Source organism: Lentilitoribacter sp. Alg239-R112 (assembly GCF_900537175.1).
Classification (GTDB): domain Bacteria; phylum Pseudomonadota; class Alphaproteobacteria; order Rhizobiales; family Rhizobiaceae; genus Lentilitoribacter.
The window spans coordinates 88025-103512 of sequence record NZ_LS999835.1 but is presented as its reverse complement, the minus strand read 5'-3'; the positions used below and the strand labels follow the sequence as shown (position 1 = coordinate 103512).

The 15488-nt window shown below is 45.1% G+C and carries 14 protein-coding genes, 1 tRNA gene and 1 riboswitch; of the genes, 5 read left to right on the top strand and 10 right to left on the bottom strand.

What is annotated here, in order from left to right:
* The first annotated feature begins 47 nt into the window (after nt 1-47).
* Both grpE and G3W54_RS17350 read left to right on the top strand, forming a co-directional pair.
* Complete coding sequence (grpE, locus tag G3W54_RS17355) at nt 48-707, top strand: nucleotide exchange factor GrpE (RefSeq protein ID WP_162654568.1); 660 nt, start codon at nt 48-50, stop codon at nt 705-707.
* Nucleotides 708-901: 194 nt separating this feature from the next.
* Nucleotides 902-1657, top strand: a complete 756-nt coding sequence (locus G3W54_RS17350) for an SDR family oxidoreductase (RefSeq protein ID WP_162654567.1) — start codon at nt 902-904, stop codon at nt 1655-1657.
* An 81-nt stretch (nt 1658-1738) separates the two neighbouring features.
* On the opposite strand, the gene G3W54_RS17345 is transcribed toward G3W54_RS17350, so the two are convergent.
* From G3W54_RS17345 to G3W54_RS17330, 4 genes are all read right to left on the bottom strand, one after another.
* On the bottom strand, nt 1739-2734 hold the full coding sequence (locus G3W54_RS17345; protein ID WP_162654566.1) for an adenosine kinase: 996 nt from the start codon (nt 2732-2734) through the stop codon (nt 1739-1741).
* A 1-nt stretch (nt 2735) separates the two neighbouring features.
* Nucleotides 2736-5477, bottom strand: a complete 2742-nt coding sequence (gene mutS / locus G3W54_RS17340) for a DNA mismatch repair protein MutS (protein ID WP_244627980.1) — start codon at nt 5475-5477, stop codon at nt 2736-2738.
* A 147-nt stretch (nt 5478-5624) separates the two neighbouring features.
* Nucleotides 5625-6278: a peptide-methionine (S)-S-oxide reductase MsrA gene (gene msrA, locus G3W54_RS17335; protein WP_162654565.1), complete on the bottom strand. Its 654-nt coding sequence runs from the start codon at nt 6276-6278 to the stop codon at nt 5625-5627.
* Between the two features lie 14 nt (nt 6279-6292).
* Entirely contained in the window at nt 6293-6613 is a 321-nt protein-coding gene (locus tag G3W54_RS17330; protein ID WP_162654564.1) for a hypothetical protein, read from the bottom strand.
* A 232-nt stretch (nt 6614-6845) separates the two neighbouring features.
* Between G3W54_RS17330 and G3W54_RS17325 the strand changes: the two genes are divergently transcribed.
* A tRNA-Ser gene (locus G3W54_RS17325) sits at nt 6846-6935 on the top strand.
* A 173-nt stretch (nt 6936-7108) separates the two neighbouring features.
* Here G3W54_RS17325 and G3W54_RS17320 read toward each other — a convergent pair.
* The 4 genes from G3W54_RS17320 to G3W54_RS17305 form a co-directional block, all read right to left on the bottom strand.
* Entirely contained in the window at nt 7109-7792 is a 684-nt protein-coding gene (locus G3W54_RS17320; RefSeq protein WP_162654563.1) for an energy-coupling factor ABC transporter permease, read from the bottom strand.
* A gap of 50 nt (nt 7793-7842) precedes the next feature.
* Nucleotides 7843-8056: riboswitch (cobalamin riboswitch) on the bottom strand.
* A gap of 161 nt (nt 8057-8217) precedes the next feature.
* Entirely contained in the window at nt 8218-9255 is a 1038-nt protein-coding gene (locus G3W54_RS17315; RefSeq protein ID WP_244627999.1) for a substrate-binding domain-containing protein, read from the bottom strand.
* A gap of 49 nt (nt 9256-9304) precedes the next feature.
* Nucleotides 9305-10327 carry an ABC transporter permease gene (locus G3W54_RS17310; RefSeq protein ID WP_162654561.1) on the bottom strand — a complete coding sequence of 341 codons (1023 nt, stop codon included), beginning with the start codon at nt 10325-10327 and terminating at the stop codon, nt 9305-9307.
* 2 nt (nt 10328-10329) lie between these two features.
* Complete coding sequence (locus tag G3W54_RS17305) at nt 10330-11862, bottom strand: sugar ABC transporter ATP-binding protein (RefSeq protein WP_162654560.1); 1533 nt, start codon at nt 11860-11862, stop codon at nt 10330-10332.
* 137 nt (nt 11863-11999) lie between these two features.
* On the opposite strand from G3W54_RS17305, the gene G3W54_RS17300 reads away from it, so the two are divergent.
* Nucleotides 12000-13019 (top strand): LacI family DNA-binding transcriptional regulator, encoded by a 1020-nt coding sequence (locus tag G3W54_RS17300; RefSeq protein ID WP_197742897.1) that lies wholly within the window; start codon nt 12000-12002, stop codon nt 13017-13019.
* Nucleotides 13020-13030: 11 nt separating this feature from the next.
* On the opposite strand, the gene G3W54_RS17295 is transcribed toward G3W54_RS17300, so the two are convergent.
* Nucleotides 13031-13930: an SMP-30/gluconolactonase/LRE family protein gene (locus G3W54_RS17295; protein WP_162654559.1), complete on the bottom strand. Its 900-nt coding sequence runs from the start codon at nt 13928-13930 to the stop codon at nt 13031-13033.
* Nucleotides 13931-13999: 69 nt separating this feature from the next.
* Between G3W54_RS17295 and G3W54_RS17290 the strand changes: the two genes are divergently transcribed.
* Entirely contained in the window at nt 14000-14422 is a 423-nt protein-coding gene (locus tag G3W54_RS17290; protein ID WP_162654558.1) for a heme-binding protein, read from the top strand.
* A 19-nt stretch (nt 14423-14441) separates the two neighbouring features.
* On the opposite strand, the gene G3W54_RS17285 is transcribed toward G3W54_RS17290, so the two are convergent.
* Complete coding sequence (locus G3W54_RS17285) at nt 14442-15479, bottom strand: L-idonate 5-dehydrogenase (RefSeq protein ID WP_162654557.1); 1038 nt, start codon at nt 15477-15479, stop codon at nt 14442-14444.
* Nucleotides 15480-15488: the final 9 nt, after the last annotated feature.

The following is a 15488-nucleotide window of genomic DNA, read 5'->3' as shown; positions in this document are numbered from 1 at the left end:
TATGCAGTTGGAAATTCAAAAATTGTAAAAAGTGAGAATTCCGAACAATGAGTCAGGAAGCCCCCGAAAATAGTGGTTCTGAAAACGTTGATAACAAACTTGAAGAAATTCTTGAGGCGTTAAACAAGGCTGAAGAAAAGATCGACGCTTCCTCGTTGAATGAAGAAGAGGCAGGCGAAGCTGATCAATCTAATGATCATGAAGTGCTTGAAAAACTCTTGCTTGAAAACCAGACGCTTAAAGATGATGCGCTTCGTGCAGTTGCTGACATGCAAAACCTGCGGAAACGCACGCAGCGTGAAATACAAGATGCTAAAACATTTTCTGTTTCTAGTTTTGCTAAAGATATGCTTGGTGTTGCGGATAATTTACGTCGTACGATTGAAGCTGCTCCAAAAGCAGAAGATGGCGCTGCAGATGAAAATCTGAAAGCGTTATTGGAAGGCGTTGAAATGACTGAGCGTTCAATGCTTTCTGCATTGGAGCGTCATGGTGTTAAGAAGCTTGACGTAATGGGTAAGAAATTTGATCCAAATTTCCATCAAGCGATGTTCGAAGTTCCTGATACAGAAACACCAAACAACACGGTGGTTAATGTGGTGCAGGATGGTTACGTTATTGGCACCCGTGTTTTACGACCAGCCATGGTTGGTGTCGCCAAAGGTGGACCTAAAATTGTCGAACAAGATATTGATTCTAAAGAATAACTTGGACATTATTGGTTTTAAAGATCGATAGGTCTAATTTTTCAATTCAGCTCCTTATTTTCAGGTGATGATTCTTCTGGAAATGTATTCCCTTGCGCACTGATTCCATGCATTTTGATTAACGCAAGAATCGGGTGGTTTGAATAGAGGTGAATTTAATAAAGCATAGTCGTGCAAAACAGAAAGGCATGATTATGGAGCTAAAAAATAAAACAATCATTATTACTGGTGCAAGCAGTGGTATCGGCGCTGCCGCCGCTCTGCTTTTTGCCTCGGAAGGCGCTAACGTAGTTCTCGGCGCAAGGCGTAAAGCCGAATTGAAAAAAGTAGTTGATCAAATTATTCTTAGTAATGGCAAAGCATCCTACCTTATCGGTGATGTGACTGACGAAGCCTATTCCAAGCAGCTCGTGGATCATGCATTAGAAAAGTATGGCAAACTTGATGGTGCATTTAATAACGCGGGAATCATGGGGAACATGGGTCCGGTTTCTGAGATGGATTCAGCAAATTGGGATGCTGTAATTGCGGCCAACTTATCCAGCGCATTTTATGCTTCTAAAGCCCAAATACCAGCCATGATTACACAGGGAAAAGGAGCTATTGTGTTCACTAGTTCTTTTGTTGGGTCCAGCAATGGCGGGATGCCGGGAATGGCCGCTTATGCAGCCTCAAAAGCTGGGATGACAGGATTAACGCAGGCACTTGCATCTGAACATGCTGGCGGGGGTATCCGTGTAAACGCTATCCTTCCTGGAGGAACAAAAACTGCAATGGCGGGAGATGATCCCGATACTCAGGAATTTATTGCGAACTTGCATCCGTTGAAACGCCTGGCTGACCCAAAAGAGATTGCGCAATCGGCGTTATACTTGTTATCTGATCGATCAAGTTTTGTAACGGGCGCACAGCTTAGCGTTGATGGCGGAATATCTGTTCGGTTGCTTTAATCTTACGCTGCTGGCAATTGTGTAGCCAGCAGCTTTATTGTTAAAATTGATACTTCGATCAACCTGTTATTGTGCGTTAGTTTATTTCAGAATACCGGATTCTTTAACAAGATCTGGAATTGATACTTGCAGTCTTGGTCCAATATACTGAATGACTTGCGATGCAATAAAGTTTCCTAATTTGGCACATGTTTCTAAGTCATGATCGTGGGTAAAGCCATATAAGAAACCAGCTGCATAAAGATCGCCAGCGCCAGATGTATCAACAATATTTTCGACATGATGGCCATCTACGATAATAGTTTCATCTCCATTGATAACGATCGAGCCTTTTGGACCACGTGTCACGGTTGCAAAATTGCAATCGCGGCGCAGATTTTCAACCGCTACGTCAAAACTATCGGTCTCGTAGAGAGATTTTACTTCATCTTCATTGGCAAAAACGATGTCAATCGTACCTGTTCTAATAAGGTCCAAAAACTCTACGCGATGACGATCAACACAAAAAGAATCAGAGAGTGATCCGGCCACCAATCGGCCATTCTCATGAGCTATCTTTGATGCCAAGCGGATGGCATCTTTTGCACGCGGTGGATCCCACAGGTAGCCTTCGAAATATGTAACCTTTGAATCAGCTACGACTTGCACATCGATATCTTCTGGCCCGATCTCAACGCAAGCACCAAGGTAGGTGTTAAACGTTCGTTCCGCATCAGGTGTAACAAACACCATGGATCGAGCAGTCGGTGGTGTTCCGTCTAATGGCACACTTTCAAATTGCGTGCCAATGGCACGAATGTCATGGGTAAAAATCTCACCGAGTTGATCATTGGAAATTTTTGCAAACAAAGCTGTTTTTGCGCCAAATCCTGCTGCGCCTGCGGCGGTGTTGCAAGCACTTCCGCCAGATGTTTCAATGGCCGGTCCCATGCGTGCATATAGTGTTTTAGCTCGATCAGAATCGATCAGATTCATGGCACCTTTGATAATGCCATTGTCTTCGAGAAATTTATCATCACAACGCGCGATAATATCCACAATAGCATTTCCGATACAAAGGATATCAATAGATGGCATTTTAAGTCTCATTTTTGTTTTGATGGTGCTTTAGCTCGTAAAGCTTTTCAAGGGCTTCGCGTGGCGACATATCATCTGGATTGAGGCTTTGCAAAAGATTTTCTACTTCACTCGGTTCATTCTTTCCATGATGCGTTGGTATATCGGCTTTGACGGAAAATAGCGGCAAGTCATCAATAAGTTGTTGAGCTGGATTTTCTCTATCATTTTCTTCGAGTTGTTTTAGAACTTCGCGCGCGCGATTAACTACAATATCTGGCAATCCAGCAAGTCGGGCAACTTGAATTCCATATGATCGATCAGCAGTGCCAGGCCCGACTTCATGCAAAAATACTACATCGCCATCCCACTCTTTGACCTTCATGGTGGCCGTCGAAAGACGGACCAATTTATCTGATAAGGCTGTAAGTTCATGAAAATGTGTTGCAAATAGTCCACGGCTACAATTTACTTCGTGTAGATGTTCAACGGCAGCCCATGCAATTGAAAGCCCATCAAAAGTTGATGTGCCGCGGCCAATTTCATCCAGGATGACGAGTGATCTTTCGGTAGCTTGATTAAGGATAGCTGCTGTTTCGACCATCTCGACCATAAATGTCGAGCGTCCACGAGCCAGATCATCGGAAGCTCCCACGCGAGAAAATAGGCGGTCCACGATACCAATATGAGCATGCCCCGCGGGAACATAAGAACCCATTTGTGCCATTATAGCGATAAGTGCATTTTGGCGAAGAAAAGTTGATTTACCACCCATATTAGGACCAGTAAGCAACCAAATTGCTGCGTTTTGTTCTGTTTCATTCGGTGAAAGATTGCAATCATTTGCAACAAACGGATCAGCTGATTGTAGTCGAAGTGCTTGTTCAACAACCGGGTGACGACCTGCGACTATGTTAAATTCATGTGAATGGTCCACTTGTGGACGGCAATATCCCTGCTCTTGGGCCAAATCAGCATTTGCGATGGCAACGTCAATTGTAGATATCGCATCAGCTATATTTTTGATTAAGGATGCATGTTTGACGACGAGTTCGCAAAGTTCGTCGAATAAGCTTAATTCTATTTGTATTGCTTCATTGGCAGAGTTTGCAATTTTGCTTTCAAGTTCCGCCAACTCTGTGGTGGTAAAACGCATAGCGTTGGCCATCGTTTGCCGGTGAATAAATTTAGCCTTTGCTTCATCATCCGATGTTAAGGCACTAGCGTTTTGTGCAGTTACTTCAATGAAGTAACCAAGCATATTATTGTGCTTGATCTTAAGGTTTTTTACAGATGTTTCTTCTGCATATTTGAGTTGCAACCCGGCAATAACCTGCCGAGATTGATCACGCAAAGCTAGGCACTCATCTAATGTTTCGTGGTAGCCTTTCTTTATGAAACCACCATCGCGCTTAAGCAGCGGTAATTCGTCAGAAAGTGTCTTATTTAAGCTATCAAGAAGTTCCGCTGGTAGTGAGGATAGATGTGTAACAGCATCTGAGATCTCAACCGGCATATGCCGATCCCCAAATATGGATAGAACTTCCCTTGACGTGCTAATGCCCATACGCAATGTACCGAGGTCTCGTGGCCCTCCTCGATTGAGAGCAAGACGTGATAATGCACGTGGCATATCTGGCATAGCCTTGAGTGCTTCTGCAAGTTGTTCGGATAGCATATTGTCTTTGATAAACCAACTCACCGAATCAAGCCGAGTATTAATTTCGTCAGGGTCAGTAAGTGGTGACATGAGGCGTTCTGCTAAAAGGCGGCCACCACCACCAGTTACAGTTCGATCTATTGCTTTAAGCAGACTTCCGTTTTTCTCGCCAGATAAAGTCCTGACAAGTTCTAGGTTTGCACGTGTTGCTGGGTCAATAAACAGATTTTGCCCATCTCCATCCCGAGAAGGTTTTTCCAATGGCGGGCGTTCATCCAGTTGCGTTTTTTCAATATAGCCGATGGTAGCCGCAATTGCTGCCAATTCTACCCGAGAAAAATTACCTATGCCATCAAGTGCGGAAATATCAAAGAACCGCTTTATACGATCTTCGGCAACCGTACTATCAAACATCACAGCGGGTTGAGGGACAGCTGTCGTTCCCAAAATATCAAATGTTGCGCGAAGATCTTCATCATGAAAAAGGTTTTCTGAAACAACCAATTCATTTGGTTCAATGCGCAAAATATCAGCTAGGAGTCTGGTCTTTGTTGATGTACAAACCCGAAATTGTCCTGTTGAGATATCTGCCCATGCAAGTGCGAACTCATGCTCACCACTTGTTTTAAGGCGAGCGGCTGTCATCAGATAATTTGATTGCGATGGGGTAAGAAGTTTTTCCTCTGTCAGCGTTCCCGGTGTGACAAGCCTGACGACATCACGCCGCACAACAGACTTGGCTCCACGTTTTTTTGCCTCGCTTGGAGCTTCTGTTTGTTCGCAAACAGATACACGGAAACCTAAAGCAATTAGTTTTTGCAAATAATCATCAGCAGCATGGACGGGCACGCCACACATGGGAATATCTTCGCCCATATGTTGACCGCGCTTGGTCAGTGTTATGCCCAGTGCGCGAGATGCATCCACAGCATCGTCAAAAAATAGTTCATAAAAATCACCCATACGGTAGAACAAAAGTGAGTCTGGGTTTGTCGCTTTGATCTCAATGAATTGTTCCATCATCGGCGTCGCTGATGCACGGCTTTCCTGGCTAACAAGATTACTTAATATATGGGGATCTTTAATAGATTTTTTGTTAGTCAAAATGTGTGCCGGCTCATGCGAATGCGGACAGATGGGAGTTTGCCCGTGAGAGAAAAATCATCTGCTCACACTAAACATTGGCAGGAGAATAACAACTGTAATAAGCAATTTCTCACAATTCAATCATGTGATTGATGAGTAATTCACTTAGGATTTAACACAAGTAACGCCCGTTCCTCGAAGGTTACAATAGCCACCGGGGTTTTTTGCCAGATATTGCTGGTGATATCCCTCAGCATAATAAAAAGTATCAAGCGGCTTAATCTCGGTTGTAATTTCTGAGGAAACACCTGCTTTACTAAGGTTTTTTTGATATTGTTTTAAACTTAATTTGGCGGCTTCTAGTTGAGCTCTAGTAGTCGTATATATTGCAGAGCGATAAGTTGTACCCACATCATTGCCTTGGCGCATGCCTTGAGTTGGGTCGTGTTCTTCCCAGAATGTTTTTAGAAGCTGTTCAAATGTAACTTTTCTGGAATCAAAAACGACTTGCACAATCTCTGTGTGTCCTGTTTGTCCTGTGACCGTTTCTTCATAAGTAGGGTTAGGTGTAATGCCCCCGGCATAACCAGTTGCCGTGACAAAAACACCGTCAATTTGCCAATAGAGACGTTCAACACCCCAAAAGCAGCCCATCCCAAAATAGGCAGTTTCCAGGTTATCCGGCCATGGGCCTTTTAAAGACATCTGATTGACAAAATGAAACTCAGATGTCGCTATGGCATCACTGCGACCAGGTAATGCGTCTGCCGGAGTTGGCATTTGTGTTTTTTTCGAAAAAAAATTCTCAAACAACATCATTCATCCTTTGCAACTTATCGCGTAAAAAAACGATCTTCGGGTTTTTCGCGTTTATAGCTTAGCGCATAGAACAAAAATGACAGCACTAAAAATACTACCGAACTTGGCTGTAGTAATATCCATTGCGCGACCGGGTCCCACGCTTCTTCTAAAAGATAGGCCTGAATGAGCGTTGTTACAAGTTCCAGAGATTCCGGATTAAACCCTTCCCAAGATTCACCGAGAGGAGCAAGCGTTAGCTGACCGACAACGACCGAGTGGAGTGCATCCACAACCCCAACAATGATTGCAATAATGAGGCAGATGATACTGATAAAGCGGAAAATAAATCTCATTCGTTTTAAACTTTTCTGAAGGTCGTATTGTAAATCTTGGCATAGACTTAATTTACGTATCTAGATTGTGCAATGCCACCAGATATTTTGCTTCTATCAGCTTGTCGAATTTTGCAACAAAAATACTAGAAAGTGATTGCTAAAACATTGGTTCTGGCTATATTGCGCGGAAATCCTAGCAAGAACTACCGAGCTAGTGTTTAATCTTATCACCGTATAACGCGATAAGAACGGAGAGGTGGCCGAGTGGTCGAAGGCGCACGCTTGGAAAGCGTGTAGGCGGGCAACTGTCTCGAGGGTTCGAATCCCTTCCTCTCCGCCATTTCTAACTTTTGTTGAAATAGCATAGCGAATTTGCGGTAAAACAGGCAAATATTTGATCTGATGCCGCAAAGAAGTTTCTCTAGCACCAACAAAAATAGCAGCAAAATTATGCTGCTATTGATACTTTCCTTAAATGCTCCAAATCATTTTTGGATTTGGGAATAAGGACTACTATGCCGCAGGATTATGCAGGCGATTGTATAATATGGGTGAGTTTGAAGCCCCGCGAAGTGTTTTTGCACCGTATAGGACTGCCAAATCAGCAATTGGTTCAACAAGAATGACAAGCATGTAAGCGGCACCGAATGACGCAACGCTAGACAGGTTTTCTGCGCCAAAGCCTTGGCCATAAAATGCCCAGAACGCAACCCAGCCAACAATGCCGGCTTGGTATGTTGTCGATAGCGCAAGTGCTTGTTTATAGGATAGATCCACATAAGCCGTTTTTGGCGCAATAATGCGCTTTGCAAGCATACCAACAGCCCAAAGCGGAACAAGCAATGTTGTTAAGTTGATGCCATATTGCGGCAAATCAATTGGTGCGAACAATACGCCTTGAAGAAGAAGGCCTGCCGCCAAACCAATTGCTGCGGCACCGCCGCCAAACAAAAGATAAAGGGTTGAGCCCAAAATAAAGTGAACTTCCGAAACGCCAACTGGATAATGGGGAAGTACTTGAAAGAAAACAAATACCAAAATGGTTGAAATTACACTTCTTACTGCTAGTGCTGAGATACCACCATCATGCTTAATTGTATCAAGTGCCATTTTTCCTAAAAGGCCAGCAGCACCAACTGCAGTTGCATAGCTCAAAGCGATTTTTGCGCCATCAACGACGCCAGGTTCTACATGCATTATATTACTCCTTGTTCGCACCCACCGTGCGCGAGTTTAAGTTTTGGCCGGTTCGGCCGGTTGCTGATGGCAGGTCTCCTGGCTCATGGTTTCATGTTTTTCTCACCTTCCCAGCCAAGTTGGCCAGTGGTATAACGAGATTAACAACCACATACAGTTGCGGGGGCAGCCATAGATTAGGTTCCTTTTGGATACGCCTTGCTATGTTCCCTTTTATTTTCGTCCGCTGTCTAGCTTTCAAAAACCATCTCTGTTGTTTTTGCAGAATCGCTTTGATTGAGCAAGTTATAATTCGCAAGTTTGGGGATTTCAGATCTGTTCTGATTAATGGGGAGATGGAAATGCAGTTAGAAACTGAATGCAATATCATTTATTACACATAAAAAGGCGGCCAACTTGGCCGCCTTTTGTAACGCTTAGATGGCCTATTTGCCCCAGATTTTTGCGTATGCTTCACGGTATGGCGACTGGGGGTCAAATTGATTGCTATCACCCATAGCCTTAAGGCCTTCTTCCGTAACAAGTGCAGGTGAAGTTATGTAACCAGAACACGCTTCACCCTGGATTGCACGGTTCAACTCATCCACGAGCTGCCAACCTTGTAAATTTAAAGGCTCGGCTACGGTGATCGCTTGATACTGATTTGTGCGAATGCGCTGAAAAGCTGCCTCAGAACCATCGCCTGCCGAGCCTGCTTTAGGTGCCCCATCCCCAGCAATACCAGCTGCGGCAAGTGCAGGGCCCATAAAGTCAAAATATAAGTCATTAATAGCCAGGGCATGCGTCCATTTTGCACCGTATTTCTGCAATAATGACGTTGTCAGAGGGCCCATTCGAGCAGATGTATCGGCAATAGGCGTATCTACATACTCAAGAACGGTGCCACCCATTTTCTCAATGGTTTCTTTAATGCGATCTGCTTTATCAATTGCAATCTGGTAGGTTGAATCTGTGAAGATAACAACGGCAGGCTTACCGCCAGCATCTTCAACTGCCCATTCAGCGGCCGTTTCAGAAACAGTCATGGCATCCGTTGATACATTTGCGAAGATGCCGCCCGGTGCATCGCAGCCAATTTTTGGACCTGAGTGCCAAGATACCATAGGGATTTTGGCGGCTGCAACGGTTTCAAGCGCAGCTTGTTGTTCAACAGCATCAAAACCGTTGATAACAATACCTGCGGGTTGCAATGCCATCGCTTGTCCAAATGCAGCAGTACGGCCTGAAATTGAACCAGCGCCATCAATTACGCGTACGTTCCAACCAATTTTTTCGGCAGCTTCTTCAACGCCATTGGTAACACCCAAGATGCCACCGTTTTTTAGATCGCCAGCCAGAACAACAATTGTCTTACTATCTGCTGCTTTTGGTCCGGTGGTCGGGCCATCCCATTTCGCCATCTGAGCGTTCGCAGCCGAAAAGCTTGAACCTGCAATAATTGTGCCTGCTAGCAGGACTTTCATAAATGTACGTTTCAGCATGGTTACCTCCATAGTTGCTGATGAAGTTTAATTATTTTTTGACTGCGCCCTTTCGTCTTTGCGCATAGCCAGCAATTCCAATGGCGATCAATAATGTTGCGCCATTAAACATCGGCTCAACCCAGAACGAGCCGCCAAATTGCTGAATTCCTGAAATGCCCACAGCAAGAATGGATACACCAATAATGGTGCCCCACACATTTACGCGGCCGGGTTTTATTGTTGTTGATCCTAAGAAAGCGCCTACAAGAGCGGGGAGTAAATATTCGAGGCCAACACTTGCCTGACCAATTCTTAGTTTTGCCGCAAGGATAACGCCTGCCAGAGCCGTCATGATCCCTGATGCTACGAAGGTGCCAACAACAAATTTTCGTGTTGGAATGCCATTGAGTTCGGCAGCTTTTTGATTTGCGCCAATCGCATAAAGATATCGGCCCATGGGTGTATATTCAAGCACAAGCCAGAGCGCTATCGTAATGACAAATACGTAATATGCGGTGATCGGTAAGCCAAAGATGAATGTACCGCTGATGGAATAAAACCCATCGGGTAAAGCGCCTACAACCTGACGGCCACCAGTGTGCCATAAAGCTAATGCATAAAGTACAGTGCCTGTTCCCAATGTTGCGATGAAAGAGTCAATTTTTGCAACCTCAACCAAAACACCATTTAGAAAACCAACCAATGCGCCAAGTATGATGACAATCAATACAGCAGCAGGCCAGGGAACTCCGTAAAGTGTTTGAAGTGAGATCGCTAGAATATGCCAAAGCACAATTCCATATCCAACCGTTAAATCAATACGCCCCGCGGCCATGGGGATCATTGCAGCAAGGCTAAGTAGTGCAATAATGGCTTTGTCAGATAAAATAGCGCGAAGATTCAGCATCGTCGGAAAAGTATCCGGCAACATGATGGAGAAAAGAATTATCAGAGAGATGGTAAGGATTAACAGACCATAAACTGGTATATAGCGGACTAGTTTTTCTCCGAAACTCAAACCCTTTACTTCTGCTTTTGTTGGCTCAAGAGCGCCAGATTCAATAGATTGCATAACTAACTCCTACCCGCTTCAAGTTCGGGTGAATTTTGAGCAACGTCCCCAGCGGAAGCTGCTTGAATAAGTGTTTCGGTCGAAAGGCTAACGCCGGAAAGTTCTTCGACGACCTGTCCCCGACTAAAGACAATAGCGCGATGACAAATCGCGGCGACTTCTTCAAAATCCGTAGAAACCACGATCACGCCCATTCCAGTGGATAGTGCTTCAAACAACAATGCATAGATTTCAGCTTTTGCGCCCACATCAACACCAGCTGTAGGGTCCTCTGCAATCAATAATTTGCGGTTAGTCGCTAACCAGCGCCCGACAATAACCTTTTGTTGGTTTCCGCCCGATAAGGCTTCAATCGCGAGTGTTGGATCATTTGGGCTAAGTCCTAAATCATGCCCCAATTCATATGCTTTACTGTCTTCGGTCTTTGACGACATGAATGAGAATAACCCGCGTCCGGTAGCTTCAGGGTTCAAATAAGCATTCTCGCGAATGGTTAGACTTGGTGCGATAGATTCAACAACACGATCACGTGCAACAAGACCGACCCCTGATTTCATTGCCGCTCTTGGTGTGCTTAGATCGGGCTTCTCTCCATCAAGAATAATTTCGCCGGTAAATGGACTGGCACCGTAAAAACTGCGCCCAATTTCCTCGTGGCCTGCGCCGCGTAGTCCAACCAACCCTACGATTTCACCATGATTGATTTTCATATCAAGCGGGCCGGCAATACCGGAGCATAAGGCACGAGTTTGAATAACAGGTGCGCCAAGATTAACCCCTGGACGATCAATCTCCCGGGTTTTCTTACCCACGATAAGGTTAACCAATTCTGGAGGGTTCGTATGAGCAATGTCACGCATCCCAACCATCATTCCATCCCGCAAAACAGCAACGCGATCAGCAATCTTGAAGACTTCATCAAGGCGATGAGAAACATATATCATCCCCACGCCTGCTTCCTTTAACGGACGAAGCGCATTGAACAAGCGTTCCACTTCGTCCGCAGGGAGAGAGGCTGTTGGTTCATCCAAAACTAAAAAATCGCATTCAACAGATAAAGCTCTTGCAATTGCTACAAGTGATTTTTCTGTTCGGCTAAGGTCAGACACTCGGGTTGTTGGGTCAAAATCACAATTAACTTTTCTAAGTGCACGTGCTGCATTATCTTCCGCGTTCTTCCAATCGATTAAACCAAGTCTACGTGCAAAACCTTGTGCTAAAGCCATGTTTTCAGCAACAGTCATCCATTCCACCAAACCTAAATCTTGGTGGATAAATGCTACCGCTTGCCGTTCATCCAGTCGTGAAGGAGAGTGAGTATAGCGTGTTCCATCAATAGAGACATGGCCTGAATCTGGATTGTGAATACCGCCAAGAACCTTGATAAGTGTTGACTTGCCAGCGCCATTTTCTCCCAAAAGCGCAACGATTTCACCGCGAGCAACATGTAATGATACGCCACGTAGTGCAAGCGTACCGCCAAATGATTTGACGATATCATCGAAAAACAAGCCATTTTGCGCTGACTTTGGCATTTTATTCTCCTCCACCACCCAGTTAACAGTACCTCAATTTGCATGTTACCGGTAACATACGCCTATAATGTCTTGCAAATATTATCAGAGTCAAGCAAAATGTTACCGATAACTTACTTTTTTAGAGCGGCGCGAAATTGGCAAAAAAATCAACGAGAAAACGAGGGGCAACATTAAGTGAAGTGGCTGCTGCTGCAGGAGTTTCCAAGATGACGGCTTCACGCGTGTTAAGAAATGCTGATGGTTTCACAGAAGAAACGCGCAACAAGGTTATGCAGCAGGTTGATCGTTTGGGCTATGTGCCTAATCGGATTGCAGCCGCATTTGGCTCATTTGAAACATCAACTCTCATTGGTGTTTCCGTTCCTAGTTTAACCAGTGGCCTTTATGGCCCGGTGTTGGATTCAATAGATCGTACATTTCTAAAGTACGGTTATCAGACGATGATTGGTGCGCACGAGAGATCGTCTGACACTGAGGAAGAATGGTTACGCGCCATTTTGGCATGGCGCCCGGCAGGTGTTATTCTGAGCGGTCGAAAACATACGCCAGCGACGCTCGATATTTTAAAAGCACAAGCTATACCAATTGTTGAGATTTGGAACTTAAATACCAGCCCATTAGATGTTTCCGTGGGTTTCAATCATTTCGATTGCGGGCACGAGATGGCTAGATATATGCTGTCTAAAGGCTATCAGAAAATCGCCTACGTTGGGGCTAATCGAAATGAGGGTGGTACCAATGAGACGAGACTTGATGGGTTTGAGGCAGCATTAAGTGATATGTCGCTTGGTTTGGTATCCAAAGAGATTTTGGTCGATCATGCAGGTTTTTATTCAGGTTATTACGGAACCGAAAATGTACTTAGCCGCACAAGTGACATCGATGCTATTTATTATCAAGATGATACGATGGCTGTAGGTGGCCTATTCTATTGTCAAAAACTTGGCATAGATGTTCCTGCCGATATCGCGATTGCCGGTTGGGGCGGGATGGAGGTTACCTCTGTACTCCCACGTAAACTGACGACCACAACAGTGGCAACCCAGACTTTAGGAAAGGCGGCAGCCGAGGCGCTTGTTGCCCGAATTCGGAATGAGCCGACAAAAGACGTAACCGTTGTTGAAACGCGCCTTATTCCTGGTGAAACTGTTTAACTAGGTGCAATCTAGGGTTTCTGAATACCGCTTCTGTTTAAAGTAATGGTGTAGAGGCTGGTTGTCGCTGTGATGAACAATTGATGCTTTGCTCTACCACCAAAACATATGTTCGAGACAGTTTCAGGAACAAGGATTTTACCCAGAAATTTACCAGTCGGGCTGATGCAATGCACGCCATCTCCGGCAGATGTCCATACATTTCCGTCTTCATCTAGCCGGAAACCATCGGCACACCCAGGCGCTACTGTATGAAAGTCTGTGCCGTCATCGACATTGTTTCCCTCAACGGCATAACAGCGAATAAGGCGATTGGCATTCTCGTCAAATATCTTTCCCGTGTCAGCCACATATAATTTCGTCTCATCATGAGAAAAGGCGAGCCCGTTGGGACAGTCAAGATCGGTAACAACAGCCGAAATCTCTTTGATATCGGGATTAATCCGATAAACCTGACACGGAAGTTCTTGTTTGGACTTGAAGCCTTCATAATTGGTCATGATGCCATAATGCGGATCGGAGAACCAAATTGAACCATCTGATTTTACGATAACATCATTTGGCGAGTTTAGAGGTTTCCCTTCGAAACTGTCGGCAATAATGGTGATTGATCCATCATGCTCGGTTCGCGTCACTCTACGTGTGCCATGTTCACACGAAACGAGCCGCCCTTGCAGATCCCGCGTATGGCCATTGGTGTAGTTTGATGGTTCGCGATAGATAGAAATACCATCACCCGGGGTCCATCTCATGATTCGATTATTTGGAATGTCAGAGAACAGAAGGCAATTTGCATCTCCGAACCAGACAGGGCCTTCTACCCAGTCAAAACCAGTTGCTAATTGTTTAACAGGCGCATTTCCCAGCACATAGGTAGAAAAGAGTGGATCCGCTGCTTCATAGAACGACATCTATTTATCTCCGCATCAATTTTTGTTATCGATAACATATATTTTGTAAACAACAAGTGGAAAACCCACATGAATTTTAAAACAAATCTCATCCTAACTCACAGCGCAACTTTGGCAATGCTTCAGGCTGCTGTTAAGAAAGCAGAAGCTCTGGATCAGCCGCAATGTGTCGTCATTGTTGATGCAAGCGGCGAGCTTCTTGGCGAAATCAGAATGACTGGCGCAAAGTTCTTAAGTCGCAAAAGTGCCCTGTCGAAAGCATTAACGGCGGCATCCATTCGTGGACCAAGTTCAAATGTCCCAGAAGCTGTAAGGCCTGCAATCTCCGCAGCAACATCTGGTAATGTTACTGGCTTAGCAGGCGGCTTACCTATCATCAAAGATGGTGTTTGTGTGGGTGGTATCGGAGTGGGATCAGGTTCTGGCGAACAAGATATTGAGGTTGCACTCGCGGCGCTTGAGGCTGTCGGCGCACAGGTAGATTTCAGCTAAAGAGCTTGTCTCCACTTGGTTAAGTGGAGAACTCTATTTGGGCCTTCATTGCTTGGGTGCGGTCTCCGGCGATTTCAAAACCTTTGATGGCGTCATCCAGTTTCACTGTGTGGGAAATTAAAGGACGTACATCAATTTGTTTTTGCTGCATAAGGCGAACAGCAATTTCAAATTCCTCATGAAAACGGAATGAGCCGCGTAAATCTAGCTCTTTGGCAGTAAGTGCCTGCATTGGAACTGTCATATCCCCGCCAAGGCCGAGTTGCATCACCACGCCACGAGGACGCATGGTCGAAATTCCAGCAGCGAGAGCCGGAGCTGCGCCCGAGCATTCAAACAAGACATCAAAATATCCTTTGCCAGCTTTGTACTGATCAAGGTCTGCGCTTGCTTTGGCCATATTAATAACTTTATCTGCGCCAACTTTTGTAGCATAGGCAAGAGCTGCATCTTCGAGATCTGTGACTATAATTTCTGCAGCACCCGCTGCACGCGCTGCCAGTACACATAATGTGCCAATGGGACCAGACCCCGTGATCAGTACTTTCTTTCCTAACATTTCTCCAGCGCGACGGACACCATGTAGGCAAACTGACAATGGCTCACCCATCGCAGCTTCTCCAGCAGTTAGCCCATTCGCTTTGACGCATTGGTTTGCATTGGCGACAATCTTCTCCCGGAATGCGCCTTGAATATGTGGGAACGGCATTGCTGATCCATAAAACCGCATATTTTCACAATGATTTTGTAAACCTTCGGCGCAATATTGGCAGTTATTGCAGGGTCGTGATGGTGACAGAGCAATAAGGTCACCAACGGCAAACCCACTAACACCTTCACCTAGTTCCTCGATGTAACCGGAAACTTCGTGGCCCAGAATCATTGGTTCTTTGACTTTAATTGTATCGCCAATTCCGCCATGATTGTAGTAATGGAGATCGGAGCCGCAGATACCGCCTGTTGCGATGCGAATTAAAACTTCACCTGCCTTTAGCGTATCAAGTTGAGTCTCTTCAATTCGAAGATCTTTAGCTTTGTGAATTACAATCGAACGCATAAAATTACC

What these genes read in the sequence shown, in the direction of transcription:
- G3W54_RS17305 (WP_162654560.1), bottom strand. Translation starts at nt 11,862, where the DNA reads ATGCCAAAGTCAGCGCAAAATGGCTTGTTTTTCGATGATATCGTCAAA.
- G3W54_RS17330 (WP_162654564.1), bottom strand. Translation starts at nt 6,613, where the DNA reads ATGAGATTTATTTTCCGCTTTATCAGTATCATCTGCCTCATTATTGCA.
- G3W54_RS17295 (WP_162654559.1), bottom strand. Translation starts at nt 13,930, where the DNA reads ATGTCGTTCTATGAAGCAGCGGATCCACTCTTTTCTACCTATGTGCTG.
- G3W54_RS17320 (WP_162654563.1), bottom strand. Translation starts at nt 7,792, where the DNA reads ATGCATGTAGAACCTGGCGTCGTTGATGGCGCAAAAATCGCTTTGAGC.
- G3W54_RS17290 (WP_162654558.1), top strand. Translation starts at nt 14,000, where the DNA reads ATGAATTTTAAAACAAATCTCATCCTAACTCACAGCGCAACTTTGGCA.
- G3W54_RS17310 (WP_162654561.1), bottom strand. Translation starts at nt 10,327, where the DNA reads ATGCAATCTATTGAATCTGGCGCTCTTGAGCCAACAAAAGCAGAAGTA.
- G3W54_RS17315 (WP_244627999.1), bottom strand. Translation starts at nt 9,255, where the DNA reads ATGAAAGTCCTGCTAGCAGGCACAATTATTGCAGGTTCAAGCTTTTCG.
- G3W54_RS17285 (WP_162654557.1), bottom strand. Translation starts at nt 15,479, where the DNA reads ATGCGTTCGATTGTAATTCACAAAGCTAAAGATCTTCGAATTGAAGAG.
- G3W54_RS17345 (WP_162654566.1), bottom strand. Translation starts at nt 2,734, where the DNA reads ATGCCATCTATTGATATCCTTTGTATCGGAAATGCTATTGTGGATATT.
- msrA (WP_162654565.1), bottom strand. Translation starts at nt 6,278, where the DNA reads ATGATGTTGTTTGAGAATTTTTTTTCGAAAAAAACACAAATGCCAACT.
- G3W54_RS17350 (WP_162654567.1), top strand. Translation starts at nt 902, where the DNA reads ATGGAGCTAAAAAATAAAACAATCATTATTACTGGTGCAAGCAGTGGT.
- grpE (WP_162654568.1), top strand. Translation starts at nt 48, where the DNA reads ATGAGTCAGGAAGCCCCCGAAAATAGTGGTTCTGAAAACGTTGATAAC.